This window comes from Streptomyces cinerochromogenes (assembly GCF_014648635.1).
In the GTDB taxonomy this organism is placed as follows: domain Bacteria; phylum Actinomycetota; class Actinomycetes; order Streptomycetales; family Streptomycetaceae; genus Streptomyces; species Streptomyces cinerochromogenes.
This window is the reverse complement of the sequence record NZ_BMRM01000009.1, coordinates 75,368-90,444: the sequence shown is the minus strand read 5'-3', so window position 1 is coordinate 90,444 and position 15,077 is coordinate 75,368. Positions and strand designations below refer to the sequence as shown.

Genomic DNA, 15,077 nt, shown 5'->3' with positions numbered 1-15,077 from the left:
CTGCCTTTCCGTGATGTTCACTCGGTGTTCCGGGAACGCAGTTCCCGACGGAGGATCTTCCCACTCGCCGTCTTGGGCAAGTCGGGCAGGACCTCCACCTGCCGCGGGTACTTGTAGGCGGCCAGTCTCTCCTTGCAGTACCCGGCGAGTTCGTCCGGGTCCGCCTCCGCGCCCGGACGGAGGCTGATATAAGCCTTGACGGTCTCGCCACGGTACCCGTCGGGCACGCCCACGACGGCCGCCTCGCGCACCGCCGGGTGCGTGTAGAGGACGTCCTCGACCTCCCGCGGCCACACCTTGAAACCGGACGCGTTGATCATGTCCTTCTTGCGGTCCACGACGTACAGCCAGCCCTGCTCGTCCATGAACCCGATGTCGCCGGTGCGCAGCTCGCCGTCCGGGAAGGTCTCGGCGGTGGCGTCCGGGCGCCGCCAGTAGCCCGGCACCACCTGCGGTCCGCGGACGACGATCTCGCCCTGCTCGCCGAAGGGCACCTCCGCGCCCTGCTCGTCCAGGATCCGCACGACGGTGTCGGCGCCGGGCAGGCCGACGGAGAGGGTCCCGGAGACCGGGTCGACGGGGGCCTCCAGGTGGGGCGGGACGGCAGCGCAGGGGGCGGTGCACTCGGTGAGGCCGTAGCCGACCCGGATGTACGGCCCGAAGCGCTCCCGGAACCTCTCCACCAGGGCCGGCGGCACGGGTGCGCCGCCCGAGGCGAGGTCCACGAAGGAGGCGAAGTGCTCGGGGGCGGCGTCCGGGTGGGCGGCGAGCGCCATGTAGGCGGTGGCGGGGCCGACGGTGTAGTGCGGGCGGTGCTCGGCGAAGGCCTCCAGCACGACGCCGGGGTCGAAGCGGTAGGTGAGCACCAGGGTGCCGGCGCTGCTCAGGCAGGCGCCGAACTGGCAGACCATGCCGGTGATGTGGAAGAGCGGCGCGAGGGCGTAGAAGACGGGCGCCTGGGGCAGGCCGAGCCCGGTGGCCAGCCGCTCGGCGTTGTGCATGATGTTGGCGTGCGTGTTGGTGGCGCCCTTGGGGGTGCCGCTCGTGCCGGAGGTGTAGCTGATCAGCGCGATGTCGTCCGGGCGCGGCAGGAGGCCCTCGGGTGCCCGGCCGCCCTGCCGGGCGACGGCGACCAGGTCATCGGCGTCCGGGGCCTGGGGCAGCCGCTCGAAGGCCAGCACGCGCGGGTCGTTCCGGCTCTGGAAGTCCCGCTCGCACGCGGTGAGCACGATCCGCACCGGCGAGCCGGCGGCCGTCTCCCTCAGGTACGACTCCCAGGCCCGGTCGGAGCAGACCAGCGCGGCCACCTCGCCGTCCCGCAGGACGTGCGCCACCTCGGCCGACTTGTACATGGGGTTGACCGGGACGACGGTCGCGCCCGCCTTCCAGGCGCCGAGCACGGCCAGCACGAAGTGCGGGGAGTTCTGCAGCAGGACGGCCACCCGGTCGCCGCGCTCCAGGCCGCGCGCCACGAGGTGGGCGGCGACGGAGTCGCTCAGCTCGTCGACCTCGCGGTAGCCGAGCCGGGCGTCGAAGTAGGCGAGACAGGGCCGGTCGGGGGCCTCGGCGACGGCGTCGCGCAGGGCGTGGACGAGGGAGTCGGCGGGGTCGAGCGGGGCGCGCTGGGCCTCCTCCAGCAGGGCGAGCCAGGGGCGGGCGGCGTAGGGGGAGGTGGTCACCGGGCGGCCTCCCACTTCTGCTGGATGTGGTTCATGGTGGCGAGCCAGCGGTCGGGTTCGCCGGCCCGCGCCTGGTAGAAGCCGGCGACCTCCGGGTGCGGCAGGATCAGGAAGCGGTCCTGGGCGATGCCCTCGAACAGGGCGTCGGCCACCGCCTCCGGCGCGATCGCGGTCGGCTGGAGCACCAGGTCGCCCGCGCTGCCGGTGGCGGCCAGCATGTCGGTGCGCACGCCCTGCGGGCAGATCGCGTGGACCCTGACCCCCCGGTGCCGGTACGTCAGCGACAGCCACTCGGCGAAGGCGTAGGCGCCGTGCTTGGTCACGCTGTAGGAGGGCGCGCCGATCATGGTCAGCAGCCCGGCCGCGGAGACGGTGGAGACGAACCGTCCGCTGCCCCGCTCCAGCCAGTCGGGCAGCAGCGCGTGGGCCGCCCGGACGTGGGCCATCAGGTTGACGTCCCAGGAGGTCGCCCAGGTCTTCTCGTCCAGGGCGCCGTCGAGGTCGCCGTCCTCGAAGGCGACGCCCGCGTTGGCGCAGTAGACGTCCACCGTGCCGCCGAGCGCGTCCCGGGCGTCGGCGACGATCGCGGAGGCGTCCCCGGGCACGGCGGTCCCGCCGATCTCGTCGGCCACCGCCTTCGCCTTCGCGGCGTCCAGGTCGTTGACCACGACCCGGGCCCCCTCGGCGGCGAACCGCCGGGCCAGCGCGGCCCCGATCCCGCCACCCGCTCCGGTGACGACCACTCCCGCATCCTGCACGGCTTCCACCATCGGTCTCCTTCGACACGACTTTCGCGCGGCGCGCGTCGGCTCTGGTCGGGCCAGACTAACCGGTCGGTATGTGTGAAGGAAGGGGAACTGCTCCAACCTCAAAGGGCGTGCCCACTCACCGGAGGACCCCATGCATCTCTCCCGGAGAAACCTGCTCGCCTCGACGGCGCTGGCGGCGGCCCCGGCGGCGCCCCGCCACCACGAGCACCTGCGCACCGGCTTCGAACGGCTCGCCGACGACGGATACGCGCTGCTGGACGGCCAGAAGGTCGGCGTCGTCACCAACCCCACCGGCATCACCCGGGCCACCGAGCACATCGTCGACGTGATGCACCAGGACTCCCGCGTCAGGCTGACGGCGGTCTTCGGTCCCGAGCACGGCTTCCGCGGCACCGCGCAGGCGGGCGGCTCCGAGGACCGCTACGACGATCCCGCGACCGGCCTGCCGGTGTACGACACGTACCTGAAGAGCGGCCGGCCGCTCGCCGACGTCTTCACCGCCTCCGGTGTCGACACCGTCGTCTTCGACATCCAGGACGTCGGCGCCCGCTTCTACACCTACATCTGGACCCTGTACGACTGCATGGAGGCGGCCCAGCTCGCCGGGAAGCGCTTCGTCGTGCTGGACCGCCCCAACCCGGTGACCGGACGCGAGGCCCAGGGGCCGGTGCTGCACAAGGAGTTCGCCACCTTCGTCGGCCGGCAGCCGGTCGCGCAGGCGCACGGGATGACCGTCGCGGAGCTGGCCCGCCTGTTCAACGGGGAGTTCCTGACCACGCCGGTCCCCCTGGAGACCGTACGCATGACGGGCTGGCGGCGTTCCGCGTTCTACGACGCCTCGGGCCTGCCCTGGGTGCCGCCGAGCCCCAACATGCCCACCGCGGACACCGCGCTGGTGTACTCCGGCACCTGCATGGTCGAGGGCACCAACCTCTCCGAGGGGCGCGGCACGACCCGGCCCTTCGAACTCCTCGGCGCCGAGGGGCTGGACGGCCGCTGGGCCGCCGCCGCGAACGGACTCGGGCTGCCCGGGGTGCGGTTCAGGGAGGCGTACTTCACGCCCACGTTCTCCAAGTTCCAGGGCAGGACCGTCGGCGGGGTGCAGATCCATGTGACCGACCGGGCCGCCTACGACCCCGTGCGCACCGGCGTCGCCCTGCTGGTGACCGCGCGGAAGGTGTGGAGCGGCTTCGCGTGGCGGCCCGACAACTGGATCGACAAGCTGACCGGTTCGGCCCGGGTGCGCACGATGATCGACGCGGGTGCCGGCACCGACGAGGTGACGGGGGCCTGGCAGGAGGAGCTCGCCGCGTTCCGGCGCGTGCGGAAGGGGTATCTCCTGTACACATAGCGCACCTCCTCCGGGACTTGGGGGCCTGGCATGGCGGATCCTGGGATGAGTGTGGCTCCGTACTGGGAGCTGACCTTCGACGCGGACGGGGACGTGGACGGCCCCGAACGCGACCGGCTGCTGGCGCAGGCCGCGGACCGCGGTGTCCGTGACCTGATCGTCTTCTCGCACGGCTGGAACAACGACCGCTCGGGCGCGACGGCGCTGTACCGCCGTTTCTTCGCCCCGGTTCCGGGGCTGGCGCCGAAGGCCCGGCTCGGGTACGTCGGCGTGGTCTGGCCGTCGATGCGGTTCAGCGACGAGCCGATCCCCGACTTCCCGAGGTCGGTGGCGGCCGTGGAGGCGGAGGCGCGGCCGCGTCCGGCGCTGGACAAGGACACCCGGCGCGCGCTGCTGGAGGCCTTCCCGGGCCGGACGACCGTGCTGGACCAGCTGGCCCGGATGCTGGACGAACGGCCGGACGGCACCGCGGGGCTGGCGGAGTTCGGGCGGCTGGTGCGGCTGCTGCTGGACGACGGCGCACCGGAGCCGGTGGCCGACACGGACGAGGACGGCGAGCCCGCCGTGTTCGGTGGTGATCCGGTGGCCGCCTGCGAGCAGTTCGCCGGGGCGCTGGCCGCGCTCGACTCCTCCGGGGCGCCGCAGTTCGGCATCCCGAACCCGTGGGAGGGCGCCAAGGAGCTGCTGCGGCAGGCGACGTACTACCGGATGAAACGGCGGGCCGGGACGGTCGGTGAGCGGGGACTCGGCCCGCTGCTGGGCCGGTTGGCGCAGGCGGCTCCCGGGGTGCGGGTGCACCTCGTCGGGCACAGCTTCGGCGGCCGGCTGGTGGCGTTCGCGCTGCGCGGGCTGCCCGGGGGCGTGGACACGGTGAAGTCGGTGACCCTGCTGCAGGGTGCCTTCTCGCACTACGCGTTCGCGGCCCGGCTGCCGCACGCCCCGGACCGGTCGGGGATGCTGAAGGACCTGCAGCGGCGCGTCGACGGCCCGCTGGTGTGCTGCTACTCGCACTTCGACGCGGCCCTCGGCACGTTCTACCCGCTGGCCTCCCGGCTCGCCGGGGACGACCGCTCCTGCGCGGGCAACGAGATCGCGGCCGTGCTCGGGCCGCGGTGGGGGGCCCTGGGGCACGACGGGGTGCAGGCGGTGCAGGGCACGGTCCGGCTGGACCTCGCGGCGGCGCTGGACGGCCGGCTGCCCGCGTCGGGGTGCGTGAACGTGGACGCGGCGGCCGTGGTCCGGCGCGGGGGCGCGCCGACGGGGGCGCACAGCGACATCGTGCACCCCGAGCTGGCGCGGCTGGTGGTGGCGGCGGGCCGTATCGCGTGACCCGCCGCCCGCGTCACCTCAGCGGTGCGAGGTGTACTCCACGACCTGCTGGAAGGTCGGCCGGTTCTGCCAGCTGATCCTCCCGTGCTTGATGCCGCCCAGGGTGCGCTGGACGATCGAGTCGGCGCACCACTGGTCGCCCGCCGCGCACTGGTCGTCGCCCGGGTAGACCTGGGCGGCGGTCCTGCCCGCGGCGTCCTTCAGCGTGCTGATCAGGGTGTCCCGGCAGGCGGTGAGGCTGCCGCCGCCGCAGTACGTCCGGGCGAGGCCGCCCCGCACGGGCTCCCCGAGCACGGCCCGGACGTCCTTGTCGACGTAGGACCACCAGCCGTACTGGAAGGAGCTGCCGGCGTGCGAGCCGGTGGGTCCGTGTCCGGCGGAGGGCGCCTCGTCGACCGGCAGGTTGCTCGTGAACGCCGTGTACAGGTCGCTGCCGAGACCGGGCTCGAACTCGGCCCTGACCAGCAGCGGCCACCAGGCGTCCAGGATGCGGACCGCGTCGGCGTCGGCGTACTTCCTGGAACCGGCCGAGGTCTCGGTGCGCTTGGCGCCCGCCGTCACCCACGCCTGGAGCTTGCCCACCGCCGCGGCGGCCGTGGAGTCGGTCACCGGCGAGGAGGTGATCACCTTGAGCAGCCTGGGCAGCACGTCCTCGGCGCGCAGGTCGGCGAGGCCCGCGTCCGCCATGGCCCGCACCAGCTCGGCACGGGTCACCCCGCCCGCCGCGACCAGCTTCTTCACCCGGTCGTCCAGCAGGTTGCCGCGGTGCACGGAGCCGTCGCCCCAGGACGCGGTCGTGTAGTCCTCGGCCTGCTTGTTGTTCCAGGAGACGTAGTAGTCCTGGTCGACGGAGTGGGGGTGCGCGGAGGCCGGGGTGTAGTCGGCGGTGTTGGTGGCCGGGTCCCAGTTCCGCCACTCGTACGCGGGCCGCGCCCACACCGGGAACTCGCTGTCGACACCGCTCGCCCGGACCGGGTTGTCACCGCTGTTGTAGTAGGCGGTGTGCTGTGAGTCGGCGTAGAACCAGTTGAAGGTGTAGTTGATGTGCTGCGCCGCGCTCTGGAAGTCCTGCGGACCCTTGACGTAGTCGGGGTCGTTGAGCATCTGGAAGCCGATGATGGAGTCGGCCTCGTGCAGGTAGGAGGAGCGCAGGGTGGTGTAGGCGACCTTCTTGCCGCCGACGGTCGCCCGGTACTCCACGGGGCCGTACCGGGTCCGCCACACGCGCATGGTGTACGACCCCTCGGCCGTGCCGTCGGCGGTGGTCGGCTTCCAGGCGTTCTTCTGCTCGACCTTCTCCATGGGCGTGCAGGTGCCGTGGTACAGGTAGTGGTAGTCGTCCTGGCACAGCTCGACCGCGTAGCTGTCGATGATGTCCTGGCCGGAGGTGGTGGCGCTCCAGGAGTAGTCCTGGCCGCGGCCGAGTTCGACGTACATGCTCAGGCCCGCGAAGGAGGCGCCGCGGGCGCTGAGGCCGGGGCCCTGGATCTCCTGGAGCATGAGCAGCTGCGGCGCGAAGTAGCCGGTCTGCGGCCCGAAGACGGCGATGGGGTGGCCGCCGGCGGTGTGCTTGCCGCTGACCACGAGGGCGTTGGACATGCCGCGCCGGGCGGAGCCGAGGGCGGTCTTCGCGGCGGTGGCGGTGGTGCTCTTCGCGGCCGCGGTCCCGGCGCTGCCCGTGCGGTCGTACACGAGCGGTTCCCGGGTGACCGAGCCGGTGTCGGGCAGGGCCTGGCCCTGGGCGTCGGCGGGCTTGGCGCCGTAGGGGAAGCTCTCGCCGTCGTGGACGGTGAGGACGGCCTCGGGGTCGTTGCGTTCGCGGAAGGACTCCCAGACCCTGGTGCCCTCCTCGACCCCGTACCTGGCCTGGGCGGCGAGCAGGGACACGGCGTTGTCGACCTCGCCGCCACCGCCGGAGCCGAACAGCGAGCCGATCACGGAGGCGAGCGCCACCAGGTCGGTGACCTTGAAGTGTTCTATGGTGCCGGCGTTGGTGACGGAGTCCTTGTGACCGGTCAGGACGTACTCGCCGGGGAAGTAGCGGCCGCTGTCGGAGGCGTCGATGTAGGCGTTGATGCCGTCGAGGTAGGCCTTGACGTCGGCGAGGGCCTGCTGGCCGCGGGCGCCGTTCTTCGCGACCGCGTTGTCGATCTGCGCCTGGAGGTCCGCCTCGGTGTAGGGGGCGTTGCGGTAGAACTGCTGCTCCAGGCCCTGGTTGGCGGGGGCGCCGCCGGCGAAGGAGGTCAGCCGGCCCCGGCCGACGTGCCGGAAGACGTCCATCAGCCACAGCCGGTCCTCGGCCGCCGCGTATCCGGCGCCGAACTCGGTGCCGTACCGGGTGGTGCCCGTGATGTGCGGCACACCGGCCTTCTTGTCGCGGACGATCGTGACGTCGCCGCGGCCGGCCGGCTTCTCGGTGGAGGCGACCTGGTCGGCGGGGACGCCGAAGGAGGCGTCGTTGAAGAAGGTGTTGACCGTGGCGTCGGTCAGTCCCTTGTAGCCGGTGGCCAGGTCGGCGTACGGGCCGAGCTGGTCCTCGGCGTGCGCGGGCTGGGTGCCGAAGGCCTGGTTGAGCAGGATCTGGGCGAGGGTCGCGTTGCCGTTCTCGCCGGGCGGCAGGATGTCCGAACACCGGCCGCCGCAGTAGTCGTTGGCGGCCGCCGTCCCGGTCGCCGCCGCCGCGGTCTGTGTGAGGGGTGAGAGAAGACCGGCGACGAGGACGCATATCGACGCGGTCTTCAGGAACCCGGGGAGTCGGCGGGACGTTCTCAGTCTGTCGAGCGTGGTACGTGGGGTTCGCCGTGGCATGGCAGCTCCTAGCGACAGGGGTGGCCGAACGTTACCGCCGGTATCCCCCCGTTCAAAGATGAACATGCGTCACTTTCTGGAGTCCGCAAGGAGATCCCGAGAAGGGATGGAGCCGAATCGCCTGTCGATACGTCTATTCGGCGACGTCCGTGCGACGACGCCGAAGTGACCGAAGTACAGGTGCAGGTGTGACGGAGGTGCAGGGCGATGGCCGGTTTCCGGAGTCTGGCGAGACAGGTACGCGACCCGGGCTGCGATCTGGCGCTACGGCGGTACTCACTGCGCAAGTGCCTGGAGAAGTTCGCCCCTTACGGGCATCGGGCGACCTGGGACCATCTGTGCTCCCGGGCGGGTTTCGGCCCCGAGGACCGCTCCCCCGATCCGGCGCGGCTCGTGGCCGCGCTGGAGGAGCTGGAGGAGGCTCGTGACGTCTGGCTCGCCTACGAGACCGACTTCACCGAGCGACGCAGGAAGGAGAAGCACGACGGGCTGCGCCGGCCCGGCAGCGTGGACGACTGGCACCGGCTGACCTGGGGCGGGTTCGGGGTCGCCTGGTGCGACGACCCGCGGGTGCACCCCGACGAGCCGCTGGCGGTGGTGCTGCGCCGGCTGATCGCCGCGCTGGAGCGGGAGCCGGGCTCGTCCTGCCCGGTGTGCGGCGGAGAGCGCCTGGTCTGGAAGTACGGCCTGGACCACGAGCCGTCGTCCGGCCCGGTCTGCACGGACTGCGGGATCCTGGTGCCGCGCCCCGTCCTGGACCCGAGGGCCCTTGAGCACGCCCGACGGGGACGGCTGCTGATGTCGGCCTGAGGACCCGGGCGGTGACCGGCACCGATGCGGGGGTGCGTAGGGGATGCCGCACCCTTACCGCGCAGGGCGCAGCCGTGACGGCGCCCTGAGGCCGACGACGGCCGCAGCTCCCCAGGGGCGCGGGGAACCGCGCGATCAGCCACCGCGCGCCCGCGGCCGGCGACGAACCGTCCCCCGGCCCGGTCGTCCCCCTCAGCGCCGCTCCGCCATGAGACGCGACCCCGTGAGCCGCTCGCCGAACACGTCGTCCGGGTTGGACAGCACACACGTCTCCAGGGACAGGCACCCGCACCCGATGCAGTCGGCGAGGTGGTCCCGCAGACGGTTCAGCTGCTGGATCCGCTCCTCCAGTTCCGTGCGCCACTTCTCCGACAGCCGCGCCCAGTCCTCCCTCGTCGGCGTGCGCTCCTCGGGCAGTTCGGTCAGGGCCTCCCGGATCGTGGCGAGCGGGATGCCGACCCGCTGGGCCGCGCGGACGAAGGCCACCCGGCGCAGGGTGTCGCGGCTGTAGCGGCGCTGGTTGCCGGGGGTGCGCCGGCTGGAGATCAGGCCTTTGGACTCGTAGAAGTGCAGGGCGGACACCGCGGCTCCGCTGCGCGCGGACAACTGGCCGACGGTCAGCTCGTGGATCTTCTCGGGAATCTGTGGCACCTCTCAGAGACTACCCACCCGGCCGGTCCCGCCTCCGTTGACATCGCCCCCTCACCCGACCATGCTAAGCAGTTGCTTAGAGACGCGAGCGAGAGGCCGGGAACATGGCAGAACCGAGGATCTTCACCTCCCCCGACGAGCTGAGGGCGGCCGTGGGCGAGCAGCTGGGCCACACGGACTGGCTGGAGGTCGACCAGAAGCGGATCGACCTGTTCGCCGAGGCGACCGGGGACCACCAGTGGATCCACGTGGACCCGGAGAAGGCCGCCACGGGACCGTTCGGGACCACCATCGCGCACGGCTACCTCACCCTGTCCCTGCTCCCGCTCTTCGGGCCGCAGCTCATCCGGGTCGAGGGCGTGAAGATGGGCGTCAACTACGGGACGAACAAGGTCCGCTTCCCCTCCCCCGTCCCCGTCGGCTCCCGGCTGCGCGCCACCGGGAGGATCACCGGCGTCGAGGACGTCACCGGCGGCGTCCAGGTGACGGTCGCCTTCACCGTGGAGCGCGAGGGCGGCGACAAGCCGGTGTGCGTCGCGGAATCGGTCTCCCGGTACTACCTGTAGCCCCGGGGCCTAGCGGACCCCGACCATGCGCAGCACGAGGTCGGCGTAGAGCGCGCCGACCTCCTCGGGGGTGCGCGGGCCGTTCACGTCGAACCAGCGGGCCACGTCGATGCACAGCGACAGCACGGCGAGCGTGGTCCCCTTGACGTCCGGCACGTCGAACTCGCCGGAGGCCACGCCGTCCTCGATGATCCCGCGCACCTCGGCGTCGACCTGCCGGCGCAGCGCGACGATCTCGGCGCGCGCCTCGGGGCCGAGGGCGTCGAGTTCGTACTGGACCACCCGCGCGGTGGTGCGCCGCCCCGCGTGCCAGCGGACGAAGGAGCTGACGGCGTCGGCCAGCCGCTCCGTGGCGCTGCCCTCGCGGCGGGCCGCCGTGCGCAGGATGTCCAGGGCCCGGTCGTGGCCGATCCGGCTGATCCGGTGGAGCAGCTCTTCCTTGGTCTTGTAGTGGATGTAGAGCGCGGCCGGGCTCATGCCGGCGCGGCCGGCGATGTCGCGGGTCGTCGTCGCGTGGTACCCACGCTCGGCGAAGGCCTCCACGGCGGCGACGAGCAGCCGCCGGGCCGCGTCAGGGGTGACCTCTTCCCACGGCTCCACTTCGCCGCCGGTCGTCTCCTGCGCCGTACTCATCGCTCGCTCGCCCCTCTCGGTGACAGGAGCACCACCATACCGCCGACGGTGAGCGAGCGCTTAGCGTAGCCGTGTCAGAGCTTCTCGTAGGGGTCGTGCTCGGCCAGCAGCTTCTCCAGGCGGGCCTGGTCGACGCGGCTGACGATCTGCCCGGCCTCCTGCCGGTCCCGGATCACCTTGGCGAGGGTGAAGGCGGAGGTGACGAGGTAGAGGACGGCGATCGCCAGGAACCCGCGCACCCAGGCACTGGCGTCGAGCCGGAGGATGCCGATGGCGGTGGCCGTCATGGCGACCGCGAAGGAGGCGACGGCCTGGCCGTAGAACGCGGCCGTGCCCTGCTGTCTGACCGGTGTCTCACTCATGGCCGACAGCCTCGGCGAACGCGGGCCCCGCCGCATCCGCCGAGATACTCAGCCGGGTACTCAGAACGCCGAGACCCCGGTCAGCGCACGTCCGATGAGCAGCTTCTGGATCTGGCTGGTGCCCTCGTAGAGGGTCATCACGCGGGCGTCGCGCAGCAGCTTGCCCGCGGGGTACTCGTCGATGTAGCCGTAGCCGCCGAAGACCTGGAGGGCGTTGTTGGCGGCGCGCACGGCGGCCTCGGAGGCGAACAGCTTGGCCTTGGAGGACTCGACGGCGAAGGGCTCGCCGCGGTCGACGAGGTCGGCGACCCGCCAGGTCAGCAGCCGGGCCGCGTCCACGTCGACGGCGATGTCGCTGATCAGCTCCTGCACCAGCTGGTGCCGGGCGATGGGCCCGCCGAACTGTTCCCGCTCGCCGGCGTAGCGCACGGCCGCGTCCAGCGCGGCCTGGGCTATCCCGACGCAGCCGGCGGCCACCGACATCCGCCCCTTGGCGAGCGCGGACATGGCGACGGAGAAGCCCTTGCCCTCCTCGCCGAGCATCGCCGACGCGGGCACGCGCACGTCCTCCAGGACGAGTTCGGCGGTGGCCTGGCCGCGCAGGCCGAGCTTGCCGTGGACGGTGCGGCGGGTCAGGCCGGGGGTGTCGGCGGGCACGAGGAAGGCGGAGACTCCCTTGTGGCCGGGGGCGTCGGTGGAGCGGGCGAAGAGCAGGACGACGTCGGCCCAGGTGCCGTTGGTGATGAACATCTTGGTGCCGTTCACGACGTAGTCGTCGCCGTCGCGCACCGCCCGGGTGGTGAGGCTGCCCGCGTCGGAGCCGGTGCCGGGCTCGGTGAGGCCGAAGCAGCCGACGTACGCGCCGGAGGTGAGCCCCGGCAGCCAGCGCCGCTTCTGCTCCTCGCTGCCCCAGGCGGCGATCGTCTTGGCGACGAGTCCGAGGGAGACGGAGACGATGCCGCGGACCGAGGAGTCCCCGCGCCCCAGTTCCTCGGTGACCAGGCAGTAGGAGAGGTGGTCGCCGCCGGAGCCGCCGTACTCCTCGGCGACGGTGAGGCCGAGGAAGCCGACCTCGCCGAGCTTCTTCACGATGCCCCGGTCGACCTCCTCGGCGCGGTCCCAGGCGACCACGTGCGGGGCGATCTCGCGCTCCACGAAGTCCCGGGCGAGCCGCCGTACGGCCGTCTGCTCCTCGCTGAGACCCAGGTTCACCACGAGATCACCCCATAACCGATGGTTCTTGAAAGCCGTACATTTAAATTAGCACTGCTAGTTTCCGGTGCGCAGCCCTACTATGTGCGCCATGGCCCGACCGCGCAAGCCCCTCCTCAGCACCGACCGGATCGTCGCGACAGCCCGGGACCTCGTGGACCGGGAGGGCCTGACCGCGGTCTCCACCCGGCGGCTCGCCGCGGAGCTGGGGGTGAGCGGGCCCTCGCTGTACAACCACTTCCGCACCAAGGACGAGATCCTGGAGGCCGTGGCGGACTCGGTGAGCGCGCTGGTCGACCTGTCGATGTTCGAGGACGGCCGGGACTGGCGGACCGCGCTGCACGACTGGGCCGTCTCCTACCGGGCAGCCCTGCGCGACCACCCGAACATCGTCCCGGTCCTCGCCCGCGGCCCCGGCCGCCGCCCGGCCGCGCTGCGCCTGGCCGACGCGGTCTACGGCGCGATGGTGGAGGCGGGCTGGCCGCCGGCGCAGGCCACCTCGATCGGCGCGCTGATGCGGTACTTCATCATGGGGTCGGCGCTCGGTTCGTTCGCCGGCGGCTTCGTGGACGACGCGAGCGCGTACGACCCCGCCGACTATCCCCACCTCGGGCAGGCGCACCTGCTCGCCGAGCAGCAGGAGAAGATCGACGAGCGGGCCTTCGAGGCGGGGCTGAGCGCGCTGCTGGACGGGCTGGCCCAGCAGTACGAGCAGGTACGCGTGTGACGACGCTTCGGCCGGCGCCGAAGCGCGGGTGCCGCATGCTGGGGGCATGAGCACCGAGGACCCCCAGGCCGCGGGCCTGGCCGCGCTGGCCGGGCTGATCGCCGACCGGACCCGGGCCGCGTGTCTGCTGGCGCTGCTGGACGGGCGGGCGTGGACGGCCGGGGAGCTGGCCCGGCACGCCGGTGTCGCGGCGTCCACGCTGAGCGAGCACCTGGGCAAGCTGGTGGCCGGCGGCCTGCTCGCGGAGGAACGACAGGGCCGGCACCGGTACGTCCGGCTGGCCGGTGCGCGGGTGGCGCAGCTGGTCGAGGACCTCGCCGCACAGGTGCCCCCGGCGGGGGCGCGGCAGACTCCGCGCACCCTGCGCGCGGCGAGCGCCGGGGCGGCCATGGCGCGGGGGCGTACCTGCTACGACCACTTGGCCGGGCGGCTGGGAACCGTGCTGACCGATGCGCTGACCGGGCGGGGGCTGCTGCGGCAGGACACCGGGTTCGCGCTGACCGACGCCGGGGTGGAGTGGTTCGGTACGGCGGGCATCCCGCTGGACCTCACCGGCCGGCGCCCGCCGGCCCGGGCCTGCCTCGACTGGACCGAACGGCGACCCCATCTCGCGGGGGCGGCGGGGGCGGCGCTGTGCCGGCACGCGTTGGACGCCGGGTGGTGCGCGCGGATCGGCTCGGCCCGGGCCGTCACGGTGACGCCGGCCGGGGAGCGGGCGTTCTCCGACCTGCTGGGTATCCCGCCCAGCGCCCTGCGCTGACGCGGCTGCCGGGGTGGTGCGGGGTGCCGGACGCCGGGGCGGTGCGGGCGCCGGACGCCGGAGCGGTGCGGGGTGCCGGACGCCGGAGCGGTGCGGGGTGCCGGACGCCGGAGCGGTGCGGGGTGCCGGACGCCCGGGCGGCGCGGGTGCCGGACGCCCGGGCGGCGCGGGTGCCGGATGCCGGGGCCGTGCGGGGCGCCGGATGCCGGGGCCGTGCGGGGCGCCGGACGCCGGGGGCGGGCCCGTCGTGGCCGGTCGCGCAGTTCCCCGCGCCCCTTCGGGGCGCGGGCGGGCGGCCCCACCCCGCCCGGCAACAGCGCGGGCGCGCCCCTCAGAACACGACCAGCGCCCGGCCTCCCTTGCCCGCCAGCATGTTCTCGAAGGCCGTCGGGATGTCCTCCAGGCCGATCCGCTCGGTGACCAGGGCGGACAGGTCCAGGCGGCCCTCGCGGACGTGCTCGGCGAGCAGCGGTACGTCGCGGGCGGGGTCGCTGTTGCCGTAGACGCAGCCGGAGAGGGTGCGGCCCCAGTGGAAGATCTCCAGGGCGTTGAAGCCGACCTGCTCCTCCTTGCCGCCGATGCCGACGACCGTCGTACGGCCGCCCCGGCGGGTGGACTCCCAGGCGGCGCGGATGGAGACCGCGCGGCCCACGCACTCCACGGAGACGTCGACGCCCTGCCTGCCGGTGAGGGCGCGGATCTCGCGGGGGGTGTTCTCGGAGGCGAGGACGTAGTCCGTGGCGCCGGCCGCGCGGGCCAGTTCCTCCTTCCCCGGCGAGACGTCGACCGCGATGATCCGGGACGCGCCCGCGATGCGGGCCGCCTGGAGGGTGGCCAGGCCGACTCCCCCGACGCCGAAGACGGCCACGGTCTCACTGGAGCGGACCCGCGCCGAGTGGTGGACGGCACCGTACCCGGTGAGCACGGCGCAGCCCAGCAGGGCGGCGTCCGTCAGCGGCACCCCCTCCGGCAGCGGCAGCACGCAGGACGCGGCGACCACCGTCTCCTCGGCGAACGCGGCCACGTTCAGCCCTGGGTGCAGTGCGGTGCCGTCGGCGGTGCGGGCGTGGACGTCGGCGGCGCCGTTCATCGCGTTGGCGCACAGCCACACCTCGCCCAGCGTGCAGGCGTGGCAGGTACCGCAGGACGGCGCCCAGTTGAGGACGACCGGGGTGCCGGGCGCGACCTGGGTGACGCCCTCGCCGACCGCGACGACCGTGCCGGCGCCCTCGTGGCCGAGGACGGCCGGGACCGGCACCCGCATGGTGCCGTTGGACAGGGACAGGTCGGAGTGGCAGACGCCGGCGGCGGCGAGGCGGACCCGGACCTGTCCGGGGCCCGGGTCGGGCAGCTCGATGCCGGTGATCTCCAGCGGGGCGCCGATGGCGGGCAGGACGGCGGCTCGTACGGCCATGGGTG

14 protein-coding genes are annotated in these 15,077 nt (G+C 73.1%); 6 read left to right on the top strand and 8 right to left on the bottom strand.

Annotation, left to right across the window (positions count from 1 at the left end; translation table 11 throughout):
* Window positions 1-17: 17 nt before the first annotated feature.
* Together IEZ20_RS18740 and IEZ20_RS18735 are read right to left on the bottom strand one after the other, a co-directional pair.
* Window positions 18-1,679: a class I adenylate-forming enzyme family protein gene (locus IEZ20_RS18740; protein ID WP_189300082.1), complete on the bottom strand. Its 1,662-nt coding sequence runs from the start codon at window positions 1,677-1,679 to the stop codon at window positions 18-20.
* A complete protein-coding gene (locus tag IEZ20_RS18735) occupies window positions 1,676-2,449 on the bottom strand; it encodes an SDR family oxidoreductase (protein WP_189300081.1) in 774 nt (257 codons plus the stop codon). Before IEZ20_RS18735 ends, IEZ20_RS18740 begins: the two co-directional genes overlap by 4 nt.
* A gap of 130 nt (window positions 2,450-2,579) precedes the next feature.
* On the opposite strand from IEZ20_RS18735, the gene IEZ20_RS18730 reads away from it, so the two are divergent.
* Window positions 2,580-3,800, top strand: a complete 1,221-nt coding sequence (locus IEZ20_RS18730; RefSeq protein WP_189300080.1) for an exo-beta-N-acetylmuramidase NamZ family protein — start codon at window positions 2,580-2,582, stop codon at window positions 3,798-3,800.
* 30 nt (window positions 3,801-3,830) lie between these two features.
* Window positions 3,831-5,129, top strand: coding sequence for a serine-threonine protein kinase (locus IEZ20_RS18725; RefSeq protein WP_189300079.1), 1,299 nt, complete (start codon window positions 3,831-3,833; stop codon window positions 5,127-5,129).
* Between the two features lie 18 nt (window positions 5,130-5,147).
* On the opposite strand, the gene IEZ20_RS18720 is transcribed toward IEZ20_RS18725, so the two are convergent.
* Window positions 5,148-7,937, bottom strand: coding sequence for a penicillin acylase family protein (locus tag IEZ20_RS18720; protein ID WP_189300078.1), 2,790 nt, complete (start codon window positions 7,935-7,937; stop codon window positions 5,148-5,150).
* 207 nt (window positions 7,938-8,144) lie between these two features.
* Between IEZ20_RS18720 and IEZ20_RS18715 the strand changes: the two genes are divergently transcribed.
* Window positions 8,145-8,747 carry a hypothetical protein gene (locus tag IEZ20_RS18715; RefSeq protein ID WP_189300076.1) on the top strand — a complete coding sequence of 201 codons (603 nt, stop codon included), beginning with the start codon at window positions 8,145-8,147 and terminating at the stop codon, window positions 8,745-8,747.
* A gap of 192 nt (window positions 8,748-8,939) precedes the next feature.
* Here IEZ20_RS18715 and soxR read toward each other — a convergent pair whose 3' ends face one another.
* Window positions 8,940-9,398, bottom strand: coding sequence for a redox-sensitive transcriptional activator SoxR (gene soxR / locus IEZ20_RS18710; protein WP_189300074.1), 459 nt, complete (start codon window positions 9,396-9,398; stop codon window positions 8,940-8,942).
* A 104-nt stretch (window positions 9,399-9,502) separates the two neighbouring features.
* Between soxR and IEZ20_RS18705 the strand changes: the two genes are divergently transcribed.
* Window positions 9,503-9,964: a MaoC family dehydratase gene (locus IEZ20_RS18705; protein WP_189300072.1), complete on the top strand. Its 462-nt coding sequence runs from the start codon at window positions 9,503-9,505 to the stop codon at window positions 9,962-9,964.
* Window positions 9,965-9,973: 9 nt separating this feature from the next.
* Here the strand turns inward: IEZ20_RS18705 and IEZ20_RS18700 are convergent, their stop codons facing one another.
* The 3 genes from IEZ20_RS18700 to IEZ20_RS18690 form a co-directional block, all read right to left on the bottom strand.
* The gene (locus IEZ20_RS18700; RefSeq protein ID WP_189300070.1) at window positions 9,974-10,597 is read right to left on the bottom strand and encodes a TetR/AcrR family transcriptional regulator; all 624 of its coding nucleotides are present in this window, start codon (window positions 10,595-10,597) and stop codon (window positions 9,974-9,976) included.
* A 74-nt stretch (window positions 10,598-10,671) separates the two neighbouring features.
* On the bottom strand, window positions 10,672-10,959 hold the full coding sequence (locus IEZ20_RS18695; protein WP_189300068.1) for a YiaA/YiaB family inner membrane protein: 288 nt from the start codon (window positions 10,957-10,959) through the stop codon (window positions 10,672-10,674).
* Window positions 10,960-11,019: 60 nt separating this feature from the next.
* Window positions 11,020-12,171 carry an acyl-CoA dehydrogenase family protein gene (locus IEZ20_RS18690; protein ID WP_189300064.1) on the bottom strand — a complete coding sequence of 384 codons (1,152 nt, stop codon included), beginning with the start codon at window positions 12,169-12,171 and terminating at the stop codon, window positions 11,020-11,022.
* Window positions 12,172-12,262: 91 nt separating this feature from the next.
* Here IEZ20_RS18690 and IEZ20_RS18685 point away from each other — a divergent pair, with 91 nt between their 5' ends.
* Both IEZ20_RS18685 and IEZ20_RS18680 read left to right on the top strand, forming a co-directional pair.
* The gene (locus IEZ20_RS18685; RefSeq protein ID WP_189300061.1) at window positions 12,263-12,898 is read left to right on the top strand and encodes a TetR/AcrR family transcriptional regulator; all 636 of its coding nucleotides are present in this window, start codon (window positions 12,263-12,265) and stop codon (window positions 12,896-12,898) included.
* A gap of 46 nt (window positions 12,899-12,944) precedes the next feature.
* Entirely contained in the window at window positions 12,945-13,658 is a 714-nt protein-coding gene (locus tag IEZ20_RS18680) for an ArsR/SmtB family transcription factor (protein WP_189300059.1), read from the top strand.
* 331 nt (window positions 13,659-13,989) lie between these two features.
* On the opposite strand, the gene IEZ20_RS18675 is transcribed toward IEZ20_RS18680, so the two are convergent.
* Window positions 13,990-15,072 (bottom strand): Zn-dependent alcohol dehydrogenase, encoded by a 1,083-nt coding sequence (locus tag IEZ20_RS18675; protein WP_189300057.1) that lies wholly within the window; start codon window positions 15,070-15,072, stop codon window positions 13,990-13,992.
* Between the last annotated feature and the right edge of the window lie 5 nt (window positions 15,073-15,077).

Bases quoted from the DNA above. Each gene is read 5' to 3' on its own strand.
- IEZ20_RS18735 (WP_189300081.1), bottom strand. From the start codon at position 2,449: ATGGTGGAAGCCGTGCAGGATGCGGGAGTGGTCGTCACCGGAGCGGGT.
- IEZ20_RS18730 (WP_189300080.1), top strand. From the start codon at position 2,580: ATGCATCTCTCCCGGAGAAACCTGCTCGCCTCGACGGCGCTGGCGGCG.
- IEZ20_RS18725 (WP_189300079.1), top strand. From the start codon at position 3,831: ATGGCGGATCCTGGGATGAGTGTGGCTCCGTACTGGGAGCTGACCTTC.
- IEZ20_RS18720 (WP_189300078.1), bottom strand. From the start codon at position 7,937: ATGCCACGGCGAACCCCACGTACCACGCTCGACAGACTGAGAACGTCC.
- IEZ20_RS18715 (WP_189300076.1), top strand. From the start codon at position 8,145: ATGGCCGGTTTCCGGAGTCTGGCGAGACAGGTACGCGACCCGGGCTGC.
- IEZ20_RS18705 (WP_189300072.1), top strand. From the start codon at position 9,503: ATGGCAGAACCGAGGATCTTCACCTCCCCCGACGAGCTGAGGGCGGCC.
- IEZ20_RS18700 (WP_189300070.1), bottom strand. From the start codon at position 10,597: ATGAGTACGGCGCAGGAGACGACCGGCGGCGAAGTGGAGCCGTGGGAA.
- IEZ20_RS18695 (WP_189300068.1), bottom strand. From the start codon at position 10,959: ATGAGTGAGACACCGGTCAGACAGCAGGGCACGGCCGCGTTCTACGGC.
- IEZ20_RS18685 (WP_189300061.1), top strand. From the start codon at position 12,263: ATGGCCCGACCGCGCAAGCCCCTCCTCAGCACCGACCGGATCGTCGCG.
- IEZ20_RS18680 (WP_189300059.1), top strand. From the start codon at position 12,945: ATGAGCACCGAGGACCCCCAGGCCGCGGGCCTGGCCGCGCTGGCCGGG.
- IEZ20_RS18675 (WP_189300057.1), bottom strand. From the start codon at position 15,072: ATGGCCGTACGAGCCGCCGTCCTGCCCGCCATCGGCGCCCCGCTGGAG.